Source organism: Clostridium sp. AF23-6LB (assembly GCF_003461085.1).
In the GTDB taxonomy this organism is placed as follows: domain Bacteria; phylum Bacillota; class Clostridia; order Lachnospirales; family Lachnospiraceae; genus Coprococcus; species Coprococcus ammoniilyticus.
The window spans coordinates 197,512-220,948 of the sequence record NZ_QTWK01000001.1 but is presented as its reverse complement, the minus strand read 5'-3'; the positions used below and the strand labels follow the sequence as shown (position 1 = coordinate 220,948).

19 protein-coding genes are annotated in these 23,437 nt (G+C 43.8%); 15 read left to right on the top strand and 4 right to left on the bottom strand.

Annotated features, from left to right (window positions below):
- Positions 1-144 precede the first annotated feature (144 nt).
- The 3 genes from DWY07_RS00935 to DWY07_RS00925 all read left to right on the top strand — a co-directional run bounded on the left by DWY07_RS00935 (position 145) and on the right by DWY07_RS00925 (position 5,762).
- Positions 145-1,092 (top strand): magnesium transporter CorA family protein, encoded by a 948-nt coding sequence (locus tag DWY07_RS00935; protein ID WP_117807331.1) that lies wholly within the window; start codon positions 145-147, stop codon positions 1,090-1,092.
- 480 nt (positions 1,093-1,572) lie between these two features.
- On the top strand, positions 1,573-2,751 hold the full coding sequence (locus tag DWY07_RS00930) for an exonuclease SbcCD subunit D (RefSeq protein ID WP_242997282.1): 1,179 nt from the start codon (positions 1,573-1,575) through the stop codon (positions 2,749-2,751).
- Between the two features lie 2 nt (positions 2,752-2,753).
- Positions 2,754-5,762, top strand: a complete 3,009-nt coding sequence (locus tag DWY07_RS00925; RefSeq protein WP_117821947.1) for an SMC family ATPase — start codon at positions 2,754-2,756, stop codon at positions 5,760-5,762.
- A gap of 69 nt (positions 5,763-5,831) precedes the next feature.
- On the opposite strand, the gene DWY07_RS00920 is transcribed toward DWY07_RS00925, so the two are convergent.
- From DWY07_RS00920 to DWY07_RS00900, 4 genes are all read right to left on the bottom strand, one after another.
- Positions 5,832-7,016 carry a DUF4317 domain-containing protein gene (locus tag DWY07_RS00920; RefSeq protein ID WP_117807334.1) on the bottom strand — a complete coding sequence of 395 codons (1,185 nt, stop codon included), beginning with the start codon at positions 7,014-7,016 and terminating at the stop codon, positions 5,832-5,834.
- 695 nt (positions 7,017-7,711) lie between these two features.
- Entirely contained in the window at positions 7,712-8,455 is a 744-nt protein-coding gene (locus tag DWY07_RS00910; RefSeq protein WP_117821946.1) for a DUF6882 domain-containing protein, read from the bottom strand.
- A 27-nt stretch (positions 8,456-8,482) separates the two neighbouring features.
- Entirely contained in the window at positions 8,483-9,283 is an 801-nt protein-coding gene (locus DWY07_RS00905) for a helix-turn-helix transcriptional regulator (protein WP_117807335.1), read from the bottom strand.
- 41 nt (positions 9,284-9,324) lie between these two features.
- Positions 9,325-9,768: a hypothetical protein gene (locus DWY07_RS00900; RefSeq protein WP_002596449.1), complete on the bottom strand. Its 444-nt coding sequence runs from the start codon at positions 9,766-9,768 to the stop codon at positions 9,325-9,327.
- 348 nt (positions 9,769-10,116) lie between these two features.
- Between DWY07_RS00900 and DWY07_RS00895 the strand changes: the two genes are divergently transcribed.
- The 12 genes from DWY07_RS00895 to DWY07_RS00835 all read left to right on the top strand — a co-directional run bounded on the left by DWY07_RS00895 (position 10,117) and on the right by DWY07_RS00835 (position 23,349).
- Positions 10,117-10,530: a cysteine-rich VLP domain-containing protein gene (locus DWY07_RS00895; protein ID WP_117822312.1), complete on the top strand. Its 414-nt coding sequence runs from the start codon at positions 10,117-10,119 to the stop codon at positions 10,528-10,530.
- Between the two features lie 111 nt (positions 10,531-10,641).
- Positions 10,642-11,037, top strand: a complete 396-nt coding sequence (locus tag DWY07_RS00890) for a replication initiator protein A (protein WP_117821945.1) — start codon at positions 10,642-10,644, stop codon at positions 11,035-11,037.
- Between the two features lie 183 nt (positions 11,038-11,220).
- The gene (gene mobV / locus DWY07_RS00885; RefSeq protein WP_117807337.1) at positions 11,221-12,162 is read left to right on the top strand and encodes a MobV family relaxase; all 942 of its coding nucleotides are present in this window, start codon (positions 11,221-11,223) and stop codon (positions 12,160-12,162) included.
- Positions 12,163-12,232: 70 nt separating this feature from the next.
- Entirely contained in the window at positions 12,233-12,424 is a 192-nt protein-coding gene (locus DWY07_RS00880; RefSeq protein WP_117807338.1) for a hypothetical protein, read from the top strand.
- A 94-nt stretch (positions 12,425-12,518) separates the two neighbouring features.
- On the top strand, positions 12,519-14,030 hold the full coding sequence (locus tag DWY07_RS00875) for a recombinase family protein (RefSeq protein WP_117821944.1): 1,512 nt from the start codon (positions 12,519-12,521) through the stop codon (positions 14,028-14,030).
- Positions 14,031-14,611: 581 nt separating this feature from the next.
- Positions 14,612-15,301: a response regulator transcription factor gene (locus DWY07_RS00865; RefSeq protein ID WP_117785483.1), complete on the top strand. Its 690-nt coding sequence runs from the start codon at positions 14,612-14,614 to the stop codon at positions 15,299-15,301.
- Positions 15,302-15,339: 38 nt separating this feature from the next.
- Positions 15,340-18,051 carry a HAMP domain-containing sensor histidine kinase gene (locus tag DWY07_RS00860; RefSeq protein WP_117821943.1) on the top strand — a complete coding sequence of 904 codons (2,712 nt, stop codon included), beginning with the start codon at positions 15,340-15,342 and terminating at the stop codon, positions 18,049-18,051.
- A gap of 137 nt (positions 18,052-18,188) precedes the next feature.
- Positions 18,189-18,491, top strand: a complete 303-nt coding sequence (locus tag DWY07_RS00855) for a transcriptional repressor (RefSeq protein ID WP_008402965.1) — start codon at positions 18,189-18,191, stop codon at positions 18,489-18,491.
- Between the two features lie 602 nt (positions 18,492-19,093).
- Entirely contained in the window at positions 19,094-19,540 is a 447-nt protein-coding gene (gene mraZ, locus DWY07_RS00850; RefSeq protein WP_021944496.1) for a division/cell wall cluster transcriptional repressor MraZ, read from the top strand.
- A gap of 17 nt (positions 19,541-19,557) precedes the next feature.
- Positions 19,558-20,502 (top strand): 16S rRNA (cytosine(1402)-N(4))-methyltransferase RsmH, encoded by a 945-nt coding sequence (rsmH, locus tag DWY07_RS00845; protein ID WP_117821942.1) that lies wholly within the window; start codon positions 19,558-19,560, stop codon positions 20,500-20,502.
- A gap of 15 nt (positions 20,503-20,517) precedes the next feature.
- Positions 20,518-21,084 carry a cell division protein FtsL gene (locus tag DWY07_RS00840; protein WP_021944494.1) on the top strand — a complete coding sequence of 189 codons (567 nt, stop codon included), beginning with the start codon at positions 20,518-20,520 and terminating at the stop codon, positions 21,082-21,084.
- A gap of 108 nt (positions 21,085-21,192) precedes the next feature.
- Positions 21,193-23,349, top strand: coding sequence for a penicillin-binding protein 2 (locus DWY07_RS00835; protein ID WP_226800979.1), 2,157 nt, complete (start codon positions 21,193-21,195; stop codon positions 23,347-23,349).
- Positions 23,350-23,437 lie beyond the last annotated feature (88 nt).

Sequence of the window (23,437 nt, the reverse complement as noted above, 5' to 3'; positions counted from 1 at the left end):
AAAAACAACCGTTTCTTTTGAAGCAGCTTTCTATTTGCTGCGGCAGACAGAATATAAAAAATAAGGTTTGAGATTGAACATGGCGGCCTTTTGTGCTAATATAAATTCGGTTAGAAATCCTTATATGGAAGTGGGTAGTTTGGCATGATAAAGTTCTATAGAACAGATCATAAGGTTTTGTCAGAGATAACAGAATATGAAGACAATATGTGGGTTTGTATGACGAAGCCTACAGTAGATGAGACCAAACTGATTGCAGAAGATTTCGAGATTGATCTGGCAGATGTCAGAGCCGCATTGGATGATGAGGAGAGCTCCCGTGTGGAGGTCGAAGATGGTTATACACTGATCCTTGTCGATATTCCGTCGATCGAGATGAGAAATGAACGCGAAGCATATACAACTATTCCTTTGGGTATTATCCTCGTAAAGGACATTCTGATCACGGTATGCGCGGAGGATACACCTGTTCTGGATGCATTTATTGAGTCAAAGGTAAAGGAATTCAGTACAAAGAAACGGATGCGTTTCATGTACCAGATTTTATATAGAAACTGCATGACTTATCAGTATTATCTGCGAGTTATGGATCGTAGAAGAAACCTGATCGAGCAGCGGATCCAGGATGAGACAGAGGATGCGGATCTGATTGATCTTCACGAACTGGAATCCAACCTTGTATACTTTGCAACATCACTTCGTGCAAACGGAGTTGTATTAGATAAGCTTGCAAGATACAGCAGTATCAAGCAGTACCCGGAGGATCAGGAGCTTCTGGATGATGTTATGGTCGAGAACAAACAGGCTATCGAGATGACCGGAATCTATCGAGATATCATAAGCGGTACAAGAGAATTGATGACGACGATTATTAATAACCGCCTGAACAATATCATGAAGTTCTTAGCGGCTATCACCATCGTAATGGCGATCCCGACGATCATATCCGGTATCTATGGAATGAACGTATCAGGTAAGTGGATGCCTCTTGCAAAGACTCCATATGGTTTCTATATTGTATGCGGAATCATAGTTCTGATCTGCATTATCATAGCGCTAATCCTCAAGAAAAAGAAAATGTTCAAGATGTAAAAATAAATCCGTCAAGCAAATAAGCAGCGTGTCTGTGTACAGACAACGCTGCTTATTTATTTGACGGATAAACACACATAAGCATGAAGGACGATAGTCCGGAATGCGCATGTGTGAAGCGATTTCGAAAGTTCGAAGAACGGAGAAATCGTATTATTTTTACAGGTAGAGGGAGGGTGACACATAAGCATGAAGGACGATAGTCCGGAATGCGCATGTGTGAAGCGATTTCGAAAGTTCGAAGAATGTTGACCCTCTTGCTTCATAATGCTAAACTTAACTTATTTAAAAACCAACATTCATTTCAGAGACAGAAAGTTTCTATCCTTAGAACTTATGGAACAAACCTGTTTGAATGCCGGTACTTAGCGATCCACGAAGTGGGAGCTTAGAACCGCTGCATGAAAACAGAGCGAGAGCGATTTGCGTAATAAGTTACTGAGGATAGAAACTTTCGTCCGGGGAACATGGAAAACATGTATGGGAAAGGAGATAACAACGATGAAGCTGTTTCATTTGTCGGATCTGCACATTGGCAAGATCGTAAATGGATATGAGATGTGGGAAGACCAACGTTATGTGTTCGACCAGATCCTTGCATATGTAAGAGAAGAACAGCCGGATGCCGTGATGATCGCAGGAGATATCTATGACAAAGCAGTTCCATCCGCAAAAGCAGTAACAGAATTTGATGAATTCCTGACTGAACTTGCAGACAGCGGAACGATCATCCTCATTATCAGTGGCAATCATGATTCGGCAGAACGTCTGGATTTTGCCAGCAGTATCATGAAAAAGCAGAATATATATATGAAAGGAACCTATGGTGGAGAAGCCATGAAGGTGACGATGCAGGATAAATGGGGAGATGTGAATTTTTATCTGATGCCGTTTGTAAAGCCGGCAAACGTAAAAAATACATTATCGGATTTAACAGAAGAACCGGAGAAAGAGTCAGCAGCCTTAACATATACAGAAGCCATGCAGCAGGCAGTTGCAGCCATGCAGGTTGATCCGGGGAAAAGGAATGTACTGATCGCCCATCAGAACGTAACAAATAGTGGAGTGAACCGGCGGTCGGATTCGGAGACAATATCGATTGGTGGACTGGATAATATTGACCGTACGGTATTTGATATATTTGACTATGTGGCACTTGGACATCTTCATTCTCCACAGCAGATCGGAAAGCCGGAGATTCGGTACTGTGGCACACCGGTTATCTATTCTATGTCGGAAGCCGACGATCAGAAATCTGTCACAGTGGTAGAACTTGGAGAAAAAGGAAAGCTTTCGATCCGTGAACTGCCCCTGCACCAGCTTCATGCGTGGTACAATTTTACGGGTACACTTGATGAAGCCATGAGCCGGGAAGCAAATGAAGATTATGCGAGAATTGTGCTAACGGATAAGGAAACGATCATTGATGTTCAGGCGAGACTTCGGACCGTGTATAAGAACCTGATGTCAGTAGAATTCCAGATGGCAGATGGCAGCAGACCGGAACAGGAACGGACACTTGAGGACGTGAAGAATCTTGCACCTGATGAGGCATTTGCGGATTTCTATAACAGAAAGATGAAAAGGGAGCTGTCCGATGAAAATGCAGTTTATATCAGACAGTTGATCCGGGATTATTATGAACAGAGACAGGGGTGAAGATGATGCGGCCACTGGTACTTACAATGGAAGCGTTTGGAACGTATATAGAAAAAACGGAGATTGACTTTCGAAAATTTGGGAAACAGGGACTTTTTCTGATATCGGGAGATACCGGATCGGGAAAGACAACGATATTTGACGGAATCATGTATGCCCTTTACGGAGAGACCAGCGCAGGAAGCGGAAAGAATAACACCGGACGAAACGGTGAAATGCTCCGAAGTGATTTTGCAGATCCAAAGCAGCTTACCTATGTAGAGCTGTTATTTGAAAGCGGTGGTCATGAATATAAGGTCTGGCGAAGTCCGGCGTATGAGAGACCGGGATACAAATCCATGAAGCAGGCAGAAGTGCGCTGGATGGAGGATGGACAGGAGACAGAACTGAAAGCGGCAGATATTGATGGTAAGCGGACAGCAGGGGTGATCGGCAGGGTAAGAGAGGTGTTGGGACTTACGGCTGATCAGTTCCGACAGGTTGCGATGATCGCACAGGGAGATTTTAAGAAGCTGTTAGTTGCCGATACGAAGACCCGAAGCGATATCTTTAAGACGATATTTGATACGAAGATTTATGAATATATCCAGAACAGGATCGCACAGGACTGCAAAGAGGCAGAGGGGGTCTATACAGAGCTTGTTGCAAAGGTAGATCGTACGATAGAGGGAGTAGAGCTGCCGGATGAAACGGAGCTTTATAAAACAGGACTTCAGGACCTGCCGGAGCATCTGGAAAACCGTCATCTGGCATTTGATGATATTCTGGAAGAGCTGCACAGTCTGAATCAGATCGAAGAAAAGCAGGCGGAAGATCTGCATCATCAGATTGAGAGTTATACACAGACCAATAACCAATATGACAACTGGTATACAGCAATCGAGAAAAATAAGAGAATCATCGGTCAGACCTATGATGGCTATGTGGCACATCTCGATGCATACAGACAGGTGAAGCAGGAATTTGTCAGTGCAGAAGCACAGAATCATAGTATGGAAGCACAGTCTACAGAACCGCTTATGCTGAGACAGGCGGAGCTTCAGAAACAGGCAGATTCTTTTGTGCGGTTAAATGAGATGGAGAAAGAACTGCTGCTTGTGGAGCAGGTATGCCATCAGGCAGGAAAGAAAAGACAGGATATTCTTGAAACAAAGAAGAAACTTCAGAAGCAGACCGAGGAGCTGGAACAGATCGTGAATCCGGGTGACACTTCACAGGTGAAGCTTGAGAAGGTTCAGACAGAAAAGAAACAGATTGCAGAACGTATGCAGCGGTTACAGGAGCTTGAAAAAGAATGTCTGGAGATTGATCATCTGGAAATTAAGAAACAGCAGATGGTGGTTGATAATCGGAGTGCATTTGAGAAGCGGAATCAGGCAAATGCGAATTACGAGGAAGCTATCAGAAATCGGAATGATCAGATCTGTGGAGAACTGGCAGCGAACCTACAGGAGGGAACACCGTGTCCGGTCTGTGGAAGTAAGACACATCCGGAAAAGGCACATTGTGACGGAGCTGTTGTAACAGAAGAAATGGTAAAGAAGCTCCGGGCTGCATTTGATCAGGCGGATGCTTCATTCAGGCGAAAAGAAAATGAGCTTGGAAGCCTGAATGGTCGTCTGGAAGAAAAACGGAATCAGACAATAGCAGCGGTTATGGAGATGGCAGCCTTTACTATACCGGATCAGACGGTACAGGCTGATGTTCTGATAGATGAGGTCAGAAAACTGCATGTGATCTGGGAGAAAAGGACAGAGAAAACAGAAGCCAGACTGCGGACACTTGAGAAAGAGCACAGAAGTTATCAAGAACATAAAAGGCAGCTTGGCGAGCTTCGTTTGCAGATAAAAGAACTGGAAGAAACGGAAGTGCGGGTAACAGAGGAATATCAGGAGGCAGACCGGAGTTACACGGCAAAGCAGGCAGCTGCGGCACAGATGCGACAGGAGATCCGGGGGGATGAGTCGGATATCCTGAAGCAACTGCAACAGGTGAGAAATGAGATTGCCGAGGTGAACCGGAAGAAGACAGAGGCAAGAGATACTTATAATAAACTTGCAAAGGAACTCTCTGCACTGGAAACAAATCTGAAACGTGATGCAGAAGATCAGAATATGCAATACAGACAGGAATGGCAGTTGGAGAAAGATGTTCTTTCTGCACTTGAAACGGACAGCGGAGAAATGAACACATCTGTAAATGACGAAAGTGTGATACAGAAGCTTCCTGACAGCAATCAAGAAAATGATTTTGCAGATGAACAGGAACTGGAAAAGCAGGCAGGCGGCTACGGAGAATGGTATACACATTTCTGTACGGCATCAACGGTTCTGCTTGAACAGATATCCGGGCAGATAGAACGCACGATCCGGAAGAAAAACAGTGTTGCCATCAGGCATGATGCGATCGCGGAACGATTAGTTAAGAATAAGGCAGCATACAGCAAATTAAAGAAGGATTATGGAGCATATCTGAATATCTATAAGAGATACAGTAAGCTTCAGGATCTTTCACAGGCTGCACTTGGTAATTATAAGCTGGAAACCTATATACAGGAGGTCTATTTTGACCGCATTATAGACAGTGCGAATCACAGACTGCGCCAGATCGTATGCAACCAGTTTGAGCTGAAACGCGGACAGAAGACTGCAGGAAACAGAGGGCTTGACCTGTTCGTGCTGGATCATCGGACAGGAAAAGAAAGAGATGTCAAAACACTGTCCGGCGGGGAAGCATTTGTAGCATCTCTGTCTATGGCACTTGGACTTGCCGATATTGTATCTGCAAATGCGGCAGGTGTAAGAATTGATACATTATTTATCGATGAAGGCTTTGGCTCTTTGGATTCTGATATTCTGGAGCAGGCATTAAATGTACTGGCTGAGTTGTCCGAGTCCGATCATCTGGTTGGTATCATATCTCATGTGGAAGAGCTGAAGCATCGTATCGACCGCCAGATCCTGGTTACTAAGGATCATCAGGGCGGCAGTCATGTGGAGATACAGGTGTAAAAAAATATACCCCACTGATCATAGGAAGATATCTGCTTACAGGTATTTGTATGATCAGTGGGGCATTTTTTAATATTTTACAGGAATTCCGTTTACGGATACTTCATCTGTGATCTCGATTACGATACATTTTCGTCCATCGATCTCACGGGTCTCTACGAGATCGGCACGGTCAGGATTGACCTTGATCACAACCTCCGGAGTCTTTACCTCAAATGATTTTGTACTGGCGATATTATTTGCATAGAGCTGTACTTTTCCCGGAGCCGGTGCAGGCAGAGTCTCTTCGGAACCTTCGGCAACCGGACGCTGGTTCACGGAAGCAGCAGCGGCGCGATCAAAGTTTGCATCAAAGGTCTGCAGTTTTTCTTCGGATACTCCCGAGGTTTCCAGAAGATTCTTTAATGAATTTCTGGATAAGGTCAGTGGCTCCGGACTATCTTTTTGTTCCTCGATCATTTCATTCAGATTCTCATGGATATTCCGGATCACTTCATAATCACAGTCCATTCCGAGTGTATCGGTGATGATCGTCTGGAACGCCTCTTTCTGATTACCGGCAGTTACAGGCATTCCCGTTCCGAGAATATAGCGGATAAATTCTTCATGGATTTCCTCCGGCTTCTTCGTATAGTAGAGGACATTATGGATATCGGCTGTCCGGTCGATAAATGCAGGGAACAGGAAACCGATATCAGGAACATCCACGATCCAGTCACGGATACGGTTGTGGAAGGTGTTCTCCGAATCAAAATAACTAAGTCCTGCCTTTGACAGATTTACATGGCAGATACAGCACATGATGTATTCGTAGATCTCATCCGAGGCATCATCCATTGTCAGTCCGTCTGTTGTCTTTCCGGGTACGTCATATGTATCATGGATCAGCAGGATTAGATAGTTTCCGGTATAATCATAATTCTCGATTACCTTATCATAGAACTGGTCGATCAGTTCATCATCTTCTAATTTGCTGTTACGCAGCTTTAACAGAAATTCCTGCGTACCGCCGTCAAATTCCGAATCTGTGGGAAACGGCATCGTGATCAGATTCTTTCCGATCGAGCCGGACAAGTTCTTCTTAAAAATCTCAAAATATTTAAAAGCTTCCTCCTCCGGCAGAGAGAGAAACGCTTCCTTCATTGTCGCAATTTTACGTCTGTCACCATCCACATAGCAGCCACAGATCTTATCAATCGAACAGGTAGCCTGCGCAAACTGATGCCGGATTTCCAGAACCTCTTTCTTTGTCATATGTATCAAACTCCTTTATAAAAAACTTTAATAGTGCATTATGTGTTTTATGCATTCTATGCATTTGAAAAATCTTAAATAAGCCTAATAAGTGTATCACCTAAAAAAAACAAAGACAAGAATTGACATCTATAACTTTTAATATTTTACATGGTTAACAATGATATTTAGGTCAGTTTACAAGGAACTACACGCAGACCACGAAACGGGAGCTGCTGACAACAAATAAAGGCTGAATATCAAGCACAGGAAAAGTGCGAGGTGTTCAGCCTGTTTTGTTGTCCGGGGTTTCCAAAGGGGCATTCCCTTTGGCACACGACTTTGCTTGCAAAGTGTAGTGTGTTATACGCTCTGTCGACGTTGCTACGAAAATGCGGTTGCCACAGGGAGGGCAAGGGCATTTGAAACGGCAGGAAAACAGGGCTGTGATTGCGTGGCGTGAAGCCACAAGCGCAAGGCTGGTTTCATCAGCAGACAGGACGTATATGAAAACTCCCGTCCTTCGTCCCATGCCGGACTTCGGGACAAAATGTCCCGAACTTGTGGACATACTCCCGCAAAAATTGAAATGGGCGGGAAGCCATTTTAGGGCTTTCCCGCCTTGATTGCCCATCAGCAAAGACGGGCAGGACTGTCAACGGCGGCACATAAAATGTGCCGTTCATCTTGACCGTTGACTGGCTCGGCTGGCTTTGCTATTTTCCAGATAAAATGGTATTCATAGCGCAAATACGCCAAAAATTATTTACTTGTTCAAACTCAATTTTCAAATCTTGCTGAAAATGAGCGAGTAATGTTTGATTGTCCCATTCATATTGCGTATTGTTCCACGAGAGAAATCCCTCCACAAAAATTTTGTGATCAATATGAAATTGTTGAATACATTGCATCGTTATAGATACGAATTTTTGAACATCGATGGAGGCAAACACACTATCAGGAACACCTGAAAATGCAACAAAAATTGATCCACCAGAATGTGGACCTCTGTAATAACAATACTTATCAACTAAGCCGCAAGTTACGATAGACAGGTTATGCCCGTTGAATGTATCGTCCAATGTAAATTCTGCTGTCGTTAGTGGCTCTAAATTCCAGCATTCCCCCACTACTTTTGCGTGTGTGGCTACCTGAATAATTTTCTCGGAAAATCCATTGATATTTTCCCATCCCCACAGCCATGTGTTACTTGATGTTGCCTCGCTTCCGATGAATTGAAGCGGATACTTTTGATTTCCAAAAAGTATTACGCCCTCTGAAAAATCAACATTCCAGTCCTGCCCCTTTACCACCTGCTCACTACAAGCAGTCTGTATTGCTATCATTTTACCTAAGCAAGCTGAAAACACTTGAAACCAATTTCCTGTATCAATATTGAGATGCTCAATCCAAATATTTTTTCTGTTATCCTGTTTTCTGTCTTTGACCCAAAATCTCATCTGTATTTCCTCCGTAATATATTTCTTTTATTTCCTCCCCCGCTGTGGGTTTGGATTTTTCAGCAAGTCCGACTTCTGTGCAATCTTTTTCAGCCACTTCTTTTCTTCCTCGGACAGCTTTTTCAAATTCAGCTTGAGCCGCTTACAGATAAACGCCAAAGCCGCTTGCTCCGGGTCGCTGTCTGGACTGGCAGTTTCCTCGGCGGTCTGCAAAAAATCTTCCAGTGGGTTATCCTCCGGGACGCTGAAAAAATCGTCCTTATGTGTTTCCCGCAGATCGAGGGCTATCTTGTTTATGTCCTGCTGTATCACATAGCGGCAAAAGCTGTCATCGTCAATATGGGCGGCAATAAGCCGTCGTAACTGCGGGTCGGACAAGCCGGGATTGTGCTGCTTCATAATGGTTGCGCTCACAGCGTCTATAATGGCATTTGCACTCTGCACCTGTTTGCCAGCGATACCGTTTACATAGATTTCGAGGTCAGCCATCAGCCGGGGGAAATCCGGGTGTACCGCCAGTTCACACAAGAGGGAATTATCCACCAGCCCACTTTTCAATAATTCAATCATATCATCACTCAAATGCAGGTCTGCAAGATCGGCGTTTGAGTGATTTTTTGTTTGGGACAGCCCCAGCAGATAATCAGTGGTCACGCCGTAAAACTTCGCCAGCTTGATAAGGGCATAGTGGCTGATGTCCTTGAAATCCTCCGCTTCATAACTGCCCAATGCAGACTTGGAGAGGTGCGTCTGCTCCGCAAGCTGTTCCAGCGTCAGCCCACGCTCCACACGCAGGTCTTTCAATCGTTCTTGTATGGAAAGTTCCATGCTCTCCCTCCTTGTCTGCTTGATAAACTGAAAGTTGTAGATTAGTCCCACACGATTTCCAAACAATTAAAGTTTTCTGGAATTGGTGGTACACACGAATAAATATTTAATTCAGATGCCTTTATTGTAATTACTCCGTCAGAGCATAGCCATTCGCAATTTACTAATTTTTCTAATTCCGTAGGCAAAATGGTTGTGCAAATCACGATTGAATCTCCTGCAAGAACTAATTCTTCTGCCCCATTGTTTTCTACGATTTCTGTATCATCGTGCAGAGCAACACGCACCCACGCTATGTTAGGCATTAACTCAATCTTTTGTAGCATATCCCATATTTCAGAAAGAGTCGGTCGCCCAAATTCCCATTGGTTCGGAGCAATGGAGTCCTCTTCTGTATTTCCATTGAAAAATTCATCGAGCGTTAGTAATGGAAAACGTTCTTCATTTTCTTCCAATATTTTTTTGAATGTACCCAACTCTATCATAATCACAATTCTCCTTTCAAATTTCGATTTCCTGTTCCGTTTCTTCCATTTTACCACAATTCCGAGAGCGTGGAAATAGAGAGTTTTCCGGGGTGATTTCCGACCTTATGGATATACGGGGCGGGCGGTCTTTTAGGTGTAGACTTAGGGTAGTTCATCGATGAGCTGCACCTTAAAAAATGAATGATCGTCCGAAAAGGAATACCCCGGCAGGGGAAGCACCGCAACGAGCCACTTAGGGACAAAATGTCCCGAAGTCCGGGGAGCGTGCCAACGCTGGAACACGCCGCAGGAATGGGGCAGGAAGCCTTTTCGGGGAGAACGGCTAAGGAAAAATGGAGGGAACACATGAGAGAGACCCCATATAAACGACTGCCGCCCATAGAACGCAGGCAGGACGGTTCCCTTTACCGCATGACACCGGCACAGAGGAAACAGGCAAACACCCTGATCCGCCGGGAGTGCTGCTGTTATGAGGACGGGAACTGTATGCTCCTTGACGATGGGGACACCCACACCTGCCCCCAGACCATTTCTTTCTCGGTCTGCTGTAAGTGGTTCCGCTGGTCGGTCTTGCCGCAAATCGGGACGCTGGAAGCAGAGATTTTCCGGGATAAGGACTTGAAACGCTGTGCGGTCTACGGCAGAGTGTTCGTCCCCAAATCCAACCGGGCAAAATACTGCCCCGGCTGTGCCGCCAGAGTTCACAGGCGGCAGAAAACAGAAAGTGAACGGAAAAGGAGGTCTGCTGTGGACAGTTAGGAGTGAAAAAAGCCTTGATTTATCAGGCTTTGCAAGCCCCAAAACGGGGCAGGTGGTATAAAGTATCGTCCACCCCCGGAAATGCCGTTCTAACTGTCCACAAAGCACATTATGACAAACACGATTTATATTCATCAGCCGGAGAAATCGGTCAGCTTCACCCGGCTTCTGAATTTCCTCTTTGAAGCACCTACATTTACGCCCCTGTCCAACGAAGCGAAGATACTGTACGCCTTTATCCTGCGCCGGACAGAACTATCCCGCAAGAACGGCTGGGCGGACGAATACGGGCGCATTTACCTGTATTATCCCATCTGCGAGGTGGTCGCCCTGCTCCACTGTGGGCGGCAGAAAGCCGTCAACACCCTGCGGGAATTGCAGTATGCGGAGTTGATTGAGATTAAGAAGCAGGGCTGTGGAAAACCCAACTGTATTTACCCAAAATCCTATGAAGCGGTTTCAAACACCGACTTCAAGAAATCCCGTTTTGGTACGCCGGAGGGCTGAAAAGCGTACCCCACAAGTACGATAATCAATCCTCTTGAAGTACGAAAATCGGACGGTATATAGAAATACAGAGATAAAAATATTGATTTATATTCTATCCATTCCCTTCCTATCCGAGATATTTTCTGCAGGATTTTCCTGTGAAAAAGTCCCGGAAGGGAACGGAATGGGGAAAGGGGTTTCATGGCACAACACGCAATTTTGCGATTTGAAAAACACAAGGGCAATCCGGCAAGACCGCTGGAAGCCCACCACGAACGACAAAAGGAACAGTACGCCAGCAATCCCGACATTGACACCAGCCGGAGCAAGTACAATTTCCACATCATCAAGCCGGAGAGCAGATACTATCACTTCATTAAAAGCCGCATTGAACAAGCTGGCTGCCGCACCCGCAGGGACAGCACCCGGTTTGTGGATACGCTGATTACCGCCAGCCCTGAGTTTTTCAAGAAGAAGTCCCCAAAGGAGATACAGGAATTTTTCCAGAGGGCGGCTGATTTCTTAATCGGGCGGGTAGGGAAAGAAAATATCGTGTCGGCGGTGGTACACATGGACGAGAAAACGCCCCACCTGCATTTGGTCTTTGTCCCGCTGACAGAGGACAACCGCCTGTGTGCAAAAGAAATCATCGGGAACAGAGCCAACCTCACAAAATGGCAGGACGATTTTCACGCCTATATGGTGGAGAAATATCCCGACTTGGAGCGTGGGGAAAGTGCCAGTAAGACAGGCAGGAAGTATATCCCCACCCGCCTGTTCAAGCAGGCGGTCAATCTCTCCAAACAGGCAAGAGCCATTGAAGCCACGCTGGACGGTATTACCCCGTTCAACGCCGGAAAGAAGAAAGAGGAAGCCCTCTCCCTGCTGAAAAAGTGGTTTCCGCAGATGGAGAACTTCTCCGGTCAGCTCAAAAAATACAAGGTCACAATAAACGACCTTTTGGCAGAAAATGAACAGTTGGAAGCCAGAGCCAAAGCCAGCGAAAAAGGCAAGATGAAAGATACGATGGAACGGGCAAAGCTGGAAAGCGAACTGAAAGACATTCAACGGCTGGTAGACCGTATCCCGCCGGAGGTGCTGGCAGAACTGAAACGGCAGCAGCGACACACAAGGGAACGGTGATTGATGACAGAAAACATTTCACGCCGCAGCATGACGGCACTGCACTTTGAAAATTAAATACGGAGGTACTATGGAGCATATCAGATACAAGAAAGAAACCGAAGTCGTGACTTTTCAGGGAAAGGAAATCACGCTGGAAAATCTCTCCCCGGTGTTCACGCCGGAGCAGGAGGCGGCAAAACGCCGGGATCTGGAACAGCAGCTTTATGAGGTGTTCCGCAAGTATGCCGACAAGCGGCAGAGTGAGGAAGCCGGGGCATAAGATTTTCCGAAGCCATCGTTGATTTGCGGGGTTGCTGGCGGTATAATAAAACTGTCAGCAGCTCCGTTTCTTTTTTAAGAAAAGGAGCGACAATATGAACAATCGAATAGACGCAATTTATGCAAGACAATCGGTAGACAAAAAGGACAGCATTTCCATTGAAAGCCAGATTGAATTTTGCAAATACGAGTTGAAAGGCGGTAACTGCAAGGAATACACAGACAAAGGGTACAGCGGCAAAAACACAGACCGTCCAAAATTTCAAGAACTGGTGCGGGACATCAAGCGGGGATTGATTGCAAAGGTCGTGGTTTACAAGCTCGACCGTATCAGCCGTTCCATTCTGGACTTTGCCAATATGATGGAGCTGTTACAGCAATACAATGTGGAGTTTGTGTCCTCTACGGAAAAGTTTGATACCTCCACCCCGATGGGGCGGGCGATGCTGAATATCTGTATCGTGTTCGCCCAACTTGAGAGGGAAACCATACAGAAGCGGGTAACGGACGCTTACTATTCCCGCAGCCAGCGAGGCTTCAAGATGGGTGGGAAAGCCCCTTACGGCTTCCATACAGAGCCGATTAAGATGGACGGTATCAACACAAAGAAGCTGGTGGTAAATCCAGATGAAGCGGCAAATATCCGGCTGATGTTTGAGATGTACGCCCAGCCCACAACCTCCTACGGGGACATTACCCGGTACTTTGCCGAACAGGGGATTTTATTCAACGGTAAAGAACTGATACGCCCCACGCTGGCGCAGATGTTACGCAATCCTGTCTATGTGCAGGCAGACCTTGATGTGTACGAGTTTTTCAAAAGTCAAGGGACAGTCATTGTCAATGACGCTGCCGATTTTACGGGTATGAACGGCTGCTATCTGTATCAAGGGCGAGATGTGAAGCCCAGCAAAAAGAACGACTTGAAAGACCAAATGCTGGTGTTGGCTCCCCATGAGGGCATTGTCCCCTCCGACATCTGGCTGACCTGCCGCAAGAAGCTGATGAACAACATGAAAATCCAGTCTGCCCGAAAAGCCACCCATACATGGCTGGCGGGAAAAATCAAGTGCGGGAACTGCGGGTATGCCCTTATGAGTATCTTCAATCCCTCCGGCAAGCAATACCTTCGCTGTACGAAACGGCTGGATAACAAGAGTTGTCCGGGGTGCGGGAAAATCATCACTTCCGAACTGGAAGCGGTGGTCTATCAGCAGATGGTAAAGAAACTGGCAAGCTACAAGACGCTGACAGGCAGAAAGAAAGCGGCAAAGGCAAACCCGAAAATTGCAGCACTGCAAGTGGAGCTTGCCCATGAGGACAGCGAGATTGAAAAGCTGGTGGACAGTCTGACGGGTGCAAACAATGTCCTGCTCTCCTATGTGAATGTGAAGATAGCGGAACTGGACGGACGCAAGCAGGAACTTGTGAAGCAGATAGCTGAGCTGACGGTGGAAGCCATCAGCCCGGAACAGGTCAGCCAGATTTCCGGCTACCTCGACACATGGGACAATGTATCCTTTGACGACAAGCGGCGGGTGGTGGATTTGATGATTACCACCATAGCCGCTACAAGCGACAGCTTGAACATCACATGGAAAATCTGACGGGCGGCACACCTCCCGTCAGACCGTTACCCTGTGTAGTCCCTTGTAAACTGTACTTTAGATTTGTAAAAACAAATGTGTAATAATTATATTGCCATACCAATATACAGATAGAAGTCTGAAATGATATATTTCATGCGGAAAATCTATCTGTGTGTTAATGCTTTAAGGAAAAATGAAAGATATCATTACTATTATGTAGTAAGCATTATCTGAGACCGGTACTTAAGTTGCGTCTTTTGCAACTTTATGTACCGCTGCACGAAGATACGAGCGGAAGCGTCTTACGGAATAATATGTAATGTATCTTTCATTTTGATTCAAAAATTTGCTTGATAGATTTTCGAAATGAAGATATATCATTCCATACTTCTATCGTTCGGTTATTTATAGACACATCTTAATAAATCTTAAGAATATCCCAAATTGTATCTTAATGGTAGAAAGCCTTACAATGATACCGTCAAAGAAAGATATGGAAAATATCAGCGGTTTGCTGTATCCTAAAAAGGAATGCGTGGTGCGCACACGTACCCCATAAGATACAGACAACGATCATATTTTCAGACGAGGAGAGAAAAATGTATAATATATTAATTTGCGATGATGAGAAAGATATCGTATCAGCTTTAAAGATTTACCTGAAAACATCCGGCTACAATATTTATGAAGCTTACAACGGAAAAGAAGCGTTAGAGCAGATCAAAGAGCATGACATCCATTTGGTGTTAATGGATATCATGATGCCGGAGATGGATGGGATCACAGCGATGTTAAAGATCCGCGAGGAGACGAATCTGCCGGTTATCCTTCTGACCGCAAAGAGTGAAGATACAGATAAGATCCTTGGACTGGAGGTTGGAGCAGATGATTACATTACCAAGCCGTTTAATCCGGTAGAGGTGATCGCCAGAGTGAAATCGCAGCTTCGAAGATATATGCAGCTTGGAAGCGGACAGATCAAGAAAGATGCGATCGTGATCGGGGGAATTGAGTTGAATGATAATTCCAAACAGGTTACGGTCGATGGCGAACTGGTCAGTCTGACACCGACAGAATATGATATTTTAAGACTTCTGATGGAACATCCGGGACAGGTATTTTCACCGAGAGATATTTACAAGGAAGTCTGGAAAGAAACACCGCTTGGAGCCGAAGGTTCGGTAGCTGTCCATATCCGTCATTTGCGTGAAAAGATAGAGATCAATCCCGGAGAACCAAGATATATCAAGGTGATCTGGGGCAGAGGTTATAAGATGGAATATCAGTAAACCTCTATACAGTCTGACAGGAATGGAGAATGTGAAACATGAATAAGTTAAAAAATAACAATCCCTTTAAATTACTGATCTATACGTTATTTTTTATCACCTGCAGCGTTGGATTTATATTGGGTTATGTACTGCTTGATATGTATGAAGCCGGAATCTTTCAGGGCAGATCGGAATCGGAGCTGCGGGCAGAGCTGGAAGCGGATTATCAGAGCGAGATGTTGACTAACTGTATGAATCGTGGTGCCGAGTATATTAGAAATACTCTGGATATCAGTTACAGTGATGATGAATGGGGAGACTATGAATACGATCCCGATGCTTTGCAGAAAAAGGATATGAATCATGATAATGTTGTCGATGCAAGTGATTTTCTGATGCTGTTATCGGAAAAGGAAAATGCATTTAATAAATATGATCGTACCTATGAAGAGGATTTGGAGAAAACATATGGATATGCGAAAACAGATCTGTATGTGGGTGTTGGTGATGATTGGGATTCTTCAAAAACGGGTGAATCTAATTCCGTTATGTTGGCACAGACAGATAATTTGCCGGAAAAAGCATTAGTATATGGAGTTTTAGGAGAGAAAGCAGTTGTCAGTACAACGATCGGTATTCCTACCGGAAAGATCCTGAGCTATGATACCTATAAGGAAGCACAGAGTATCGGTGTGGAAAAAGAAGGAAACAATTATGATTATGTTAACCTGCGTATGCCGGATGAAGCAGCTCTTTCCAGGTCAGAGGTGTCTGATGATTATGGAATTGATCTGAGTGATCTGGAGGAATATACCACAGATGCGGAAGCAGAGACGGAAGCCGAAACCAAGAATTCAGGAATATCGGAAGAGTCTGCAACATCAGAAGATTCCACAACAATGGAGGAGGAAATAGAGAGCTCCGGTTCATACAGCACGCCGGAGGGAGTAACGATTTCCTATAACGGTGATCAGATAACGATCACAGCAAACGGAAAGACAAAGCAGTATGAGTATGATGCGGAGAATGATATGTATTATCCGATCATAAAAGATGGATATACCGTAATCGTTGGCAATTACGCAGGAGACGATATTACGATATATGCTTCCGGTAATTTATATATCGACGGCACATCTGACGTTTCTTCACGTATGAATAAGAGCCTACAGGCGATCAGCAAGGCTGCTTCGGGAAAGAACAGAATCCTGCTCTTCTTTGGACTTGATTTTGTTTTGTGCATCATATTCATGATCACAAGTATGGTATTATCCGGTAAAGACGGTGTTGTAAGAAAAACAGAAAAGGTTCCGGTTGAAATTATATTGACTGGAATAGTCGTTTTGATAAGTCTGTTGATTGCTTTTGCACAGAATATCAGTTATTCCTTATCATATGCTTATTATAGTTACAGCGGTACAGACCGGCTTCATTATTTTATTGATAGCAGTATTACAGGACATGATATTGAGACTATTGTATGTCTGATCGGTTTGGGTTGTATCTGTACGGTCGGACTTTTACTGATCAACAATCTGATCGCAAGAGTCAAACAGTCGAATCTGCTTAATACATCATGGATTGTCAGACTGGGTCGCAAACTATTTGGAAAATCGGGAAAGATAACCGCATTTTTCCGGTATGTATTCAGCAAGGTTCCATTTATAATAAAAGCGTTCCTTTTGTATATCGTAATTACGATCGTTGAAATTATAGTGGCATTGCTTGTTACTAATGCTGTATATATAGATGAAGCAGGATTTATTGTATTAATGCTGCTGAAGATCATCTGTGCAATTGCCTATATGGGATTTGTCTGTATGATGCAGGAGCTTTTCATGGGTGGAGACAAGCTTGCAAAGGGCGAGTACGGTCACAAGGTAAATACAAGATTCATGTTTGGAAAGTTCAAAGAACATGGCGAGAATCTGAATCATATCAATGAAGGTGTCCAGCTTGCGGTAGATGACCGGATGAAAAGTGAACGGATGAAGACGGAGCTTATCACGAATGTATCGCATAATATCAAGACACCGCTTACTTCTATTATTAACTATGTCGATCTGCTTCAGAAGGAGGATATCGAAAAAGAACCTGAGGCTTCTTATATAGAAGTAATAGCAAGGCAGTCAGCAAGGTTAAAAAAACTGATCGTGGATCTTGTGGATGCTTCTAAGGCATCGACCGGAAATGTAAAGGTAGAGCTTGTAAACATGGATGCGAATATGATCGCAGAACAGGCATCCGGTGAATATATTGACAAATTGATGCAGAAGAATATCACGCTGGTAACGAATCTCGCAAAGGATCGTGCAGGGATCGAAGCAGATGGCAGACACCTCTGGAGAGTATTTGATAATCTGTTAAATAATGCATTCAAATATACGATGCCGGGGACTCGGTTATATGTAAATACTTATATAACCGATGAAGATGGAAACGTGATCCGTGATCTTACAAAGAGCATCAAAGAACCTGCGAAGGTATGTATAGAGTTCAAGAACATATCAGAAGCGCCGCTGAATATTTCAAGTGATGAACTGATGGAACGCTTTGTAAGAGGTGACAGTTCCAGAAATACAGAGGGAAGCGGACTCGGCTTATCCATTACAAGAAGCTTGTGTCAGCTTCAACATGCGGATTTTAACATCGTGATCGATGGAGATCTGTTTAAGGCTGTGATTACATTTGCATACTGTAAAGAACCACAGGAAGATCAGGATGTGGATCAGACAGAAGCCGCAGAAGCCATAGATATTGAACAGTAGTCACCGGGATTCGAAAAAAACAGTTATTTGTTCACAAAATATATAAATAATTATTGACAACTAACGAATGTTAGAATATACTAACCAACATAAGAACGTAGTAGTTATATTTATTGATATAAAAATGGAGGAATAAAATGATTGTTCAGGAAATCCGCAATGACAATGTGTTTGGTTATGTAAGATATCAGGGAGAACCAAACCGGAAGGATGCAGTGATCGAGAAGCTTAGAAAACAGGGCTTTCGCATTACAAAACAGAGATGCATTCTGTTAGATATTATTCTGGATGAAGACTGTTCTTCTTGTAAGGAAATATATTACAAGGCTGTCAAGAGAGATGACAGTATAGGAATCGCAACGGTATACAGGATGGTGAACACTCTGGAAGACATAGGTGTGATCAGCAGAAAGAATATGTACAAAGTTGCGTGTTTCTAAAAATGGGATCATCCTCCACTGGAACGTACACTCAGGTGTAAAAACACATACAAACATACAAATGGGACATCCACAATGGTGTGGATGTCCTTTTTCTGTATTGTATTCCGTTTTGCCTCTGCTCTGTCTGATACCACTGCTATATGCACGACTTGCTTCGTTTCTGTTCGACTCGCACGCTTGTGCGGAGCACTTATCGAAGGCGAGTCAACGACGATGCCTGAGTTTAGTGCGTGCCATGTAAGTCTCCTTAGCGAAGACAAACCAAAGGTGCAGTCTGAGTTTAGTAGGACTTACTGATTTGTCAGCAGTCGCCCTAACTCGCCCTATCGGGCTCAGACATGGGCTTTATGCTGACAGCTAGTGCAAGTCTCACTACGAAACTATGCAAATGTCGATGCATATAGCAATAGTATCAGACAGAGCAGAGGCAAACCAGGACAGACACAACGATATAAAAATTAAGGCAATCGCAAATGTGAAAATTTCATATTTGTGGTTGCTTTTTTTAGTTAAGTAGTATAGAATTACCCTATAAGTGGAGTGAAGTGGTGGATTAGTGCCACAAAGTGGAGGAAATGAGTCGAAAGAAGGTGGAATAAGTGTCCAAGTGTTTAACAGGTGAATATGAACACAGATTAGATACCAAAGGGCGACTTATCATGCCATCCAAGCTTAGAGAGGAACTCGGCTGCACCTTCATGATCACAAAAGGTCTGGACAATTGTCTGTACGTTTATCCAAATGATGAATGGCAGCAGTTTGCGGACAAGCTGAACCAGCTTCCGATGACGAATAAGAGTGCAAGACAGTTCAAGCGTTTCTTCAACTCAGGAGCAGTAAAGTGCGAAACGGATGCACAGGGTCGAGTGATCATTCCACAGACACTTCGTACATTTGCCAATATCGAAAAAGATGTTGTCATCATAGGAAACGGAGAAAAAGCAGAAATCTGGAATAAGGAAGCATGGGATGAGATCAATAATGAAGAATCCCTGAACATGGATGAGATTGCAGACAAGCTGGACGAACTGGATTTCAGAATATAAGGACAGAAGTGGTAGTTATGGAATTTAAACATACATCGGTTTTACTGGATGAAACCATTGAAAATCTGAATATCAAACCGAATGGTGTTTATATGGATGGAACCCTTGGGGGAGCCGGACATTCGAGAGAAATAGCGAAAAGACTTGGATCGGATGGACATCTGATCGGTATTGATCAGGATGGTGAGGCGATTATAACAGCAAAAGAACGACTGGCGGAGTACGGTGACCGCATTACAGTCGTAAGAGATAACTATCAGAATTTTAAAAGCATACTAGACGAGCTAAATATACTTCAAGTGGACGGGATATTGCTGGATCTTGGCGTATCTTCATATCAACTCGACAATGTGGATAGAGGATTCACATATCGGGTTGATGCGCCCCTTGATATGCGGATGGACGACCGCCAGACAAAGACTGCAAAGGATATCGTAAATGGATATACCGAGCAGGAACTCTTTCATATACTCAAAGAATATGGCGAAGAACGATTTGCAAAAAGTATTGCATACCATATTGTGAAGTATCGTGAGAAAAAAGAGATTGAAACAACAGAAGAATTAAACGATATCATCCGTGGATCAATTCCTGCAAAAGTACGAAATGCACAGGGACATCCATCCAAGCAGACATTTCAGGCAATTCGTATTGAATTAAATCATGAGCTTGAAGTACTAACGAATTCCATTGATGGAATGATTGACTGTTTGAAACCAGGCGGAAGATTATGTATCATCACATTCCATTCATTAGAAGACAGAATCGTAAAAAATGCATTTCGTAAAAATGAAAATCCGTGTATCTGCCCACCGAATTTTCCGGTGTGCACATGCGGAAGAAAATCAAAAGGAAAAGTGATAACAAGGAAACCAATTCTTCCAACAGAAGAAGAAATGGAAGCAAATTCAAGATCCAAGAGCGCAAAACTCCGGGTATTTGAAAAAGGTATGAATATATAAAAGGGGTGTTTTAAAATGTCAGAAAGACGGAATCACTACTACATAGATGGAAGTACAGTCCGGAAGCTGGATTATTCAGCAGAACCGGTCAGAAGAGAATATGAACCGGCAAGAAGAACAGAGATGCCGGCAGAACGCCCTGCCAGAAGAAGACAGGAGAAACAGACAGCAACACCTGCAAGAAAGCAGATGCCACAGAGAAAGAAACAGGTAAGAACCAAACAGGCGCCGGCTGTCAGACAGAGAGACAGAAGATGGGTCGATGAATTAAGACATGGATTATTCTTATCATTTGCTGTAATATGTGCAGTAGGCTTGTGCTTTGTAATGCTGAAATTAATGGCAGATGTAAAAGAAGGAAAAAATGAAGTTAGTACACTGCAGAGCCAGTTGAATGAACAGTTAAATGTAAATGCAGAATACAGTTCAGGACTTGACAGCATGACAGATCTGGATGAAATATATAAGATTGCAACAACTGAGCTTGGTATGGTATATTCGAAGCCGGGACAGACTGTGTACTATCCACAGAACAGTGACGATTATGTTATACAGTACAAAAATGTTCCTGAGACCAAATAAGTCTCAGGAAATTTTGCGTTATACCCGAACCTGTTAAGATACAGAATATAAAAATAAAATCAAAGGTGGAAAAATATGTCGACAAAAGCAAAGAATTTTCTTAGGAGAATGAAACAGAGACTGGTTATAATATTTGGTATCGCATTACTCTTTTTTGTTGTGCTTATCGGACGTGTGATCTATATCAGCCTTGCAAAAGGACAGGAGTATCAGGAAGAGGTACTGGATCAGAAGACCTACGACAGTCTGGATATTCCGTTTGAACGGGGAGACATTGTGGATCGAAATGGAAATATTCTTGCCACCAGTGAGAAAGTGTACAATCTGATTTTGGAGCCCAAAAATATCCTGCGTACGGATAAGGGAAAAGAGGCAACAAAGGCAGCGCTGATCAAATATTTTGGAATGGAAGATGCAAAGTTCGATGAATGTATGCAGAACACAGATTCCTTTTATAAGGTAGCCATGAAAGGGCTTGAATATGCAGATGTAAAAGCATTTCAGGAATATTGCAATACAAGAGATGGTGCAGATGTCGTTGGTGTGCGGTTTGAGGAGGAATACAAAAGAAAATATCCAAATGGCAGTCTTGCCTGTCACCTGCTTGGATATACCGTAAGCGGAAATGTCGGACAGGGTGGAATCGAAGGTTATTATAACAGTTACCTGAATGGTGTAAATGGAAAGACATATGGATATCTGACAAATGATAATACCGTAGAATCCGTTACAGTACCTGCACAGAATGGTTATACTGTAGTGTCTACGATCGATCTGAATATCCAGAAGATCATTGAAGATAATATAAAAGAATATATGCAGACGACCGGTGCAAAGAAGATCGGTGTTATCGCAATGGATCCGGATACGGCAGAGGTTCTTGGCATGAGTACCTCTTATGGATATGATCCGAACGAACCGATGAATACGGATGCACTTCGTAATATGGAGGTTACCGTTACAGAAAGTACGGAAGAACCATCAACAGAAGAAGACAGCAGCGAGGAAGGTTCTTCTGAAGATACGACAGAAGCAACAACCGAGGAACAGAAAGACCCGGAAAAGATCACATATGATTTTTCATCTATGACAGATGATGAATTCCAGAAAGCAATTGATGACCTGACAAGTGATCAGACGTATGAAGCATTAGATGCTGTATGGAGAAATTATTGCATCAGTGATATCTTGGAGCCGGGTTCTACATTTAAGCCTTTTACGATTGCAGGTGCCCTTGAGGACGGAATTGTGAAAGACGGCGATACATTCTTCTGTAAAGGCTATGAGATCGTTGCAGAGGGAACATCTCCGATCTATTGTCATAACCGAAGTGGTGATGGCACGATTACATTAAAGCAGGCGCTAGAGCAGTCCTGTAATGTCGCTTTGATGCAGATCGCAAAATCAGAAGGAAGAGAAACATTTTCCAAATATCAGGATATATTTAATTTTGGTAATCAGACCGGAATTGATCTTTCCGGGGAGGGAAGCGGTCTGGTGTATGATGAAGAAGGACTGAATCCGGTCGAGCTTGCGACTTCATCCTTTGGGCAGGGTATTAATGTAACAATGATCCAGATGGCAGCAGCGTTCTGTTCACTGATCAATGGAGGAAATTATTATACGCCTCACACCGTCAGACAGATTTTAGATGAAAATGGAAGTATTATAGAGAATAATGAACCGGAACTTGTCCGCAAGACGATTTCAAAGACAACTTCAGATCTGATGAAGCAGTATATGGCAGGTGTTGTTACAGAAGGTACCGGTTCCAGAGCAGCCGTTGATGGATATACGATCGGCGGTAAGACAGGTACAGCAGAAAAGATTCCTAGAAATCAGGGCAATTATGTATTATCCTTTATCGGTTTCTCACCGGTAGAGAATCCACAGATCATGCTGTATGTTGCAGTTGACGAACCAAATGTAGAAAGTCAGTCTACATCCGGTGCCGGAGCACTGTTATTCCATGCGATCATGGAAGATCTGCTCCCATATATGAATGTATATCAGAGCAGTGATGAAGATGTAACGTATAATGGAAAAGATGAGCCAATCAGCTCTCCATTTGAAGGCAATGTAGAAGATTCAACAGGCGAGGGAACAACAGAAGAAGGAAGCACTGCAGAGGGAGATACAACAGCGGAAGATACCGGTTCAGAGAATGTAACCTCTGAGGGAACAACAGAAGCAGTATCTGAAAATGGCACTTCAGAAGAAACAACCTCCGAAGAAACAACAGAAGCCAAAGTTCAGGATGAATAAACAAGGGAATATCTGGCAGACTGACAGAAAAGGCATATTTGTCCGGAAAAAGTAATAAGATATAAGGATAAATAAATCCGGCGGGCAG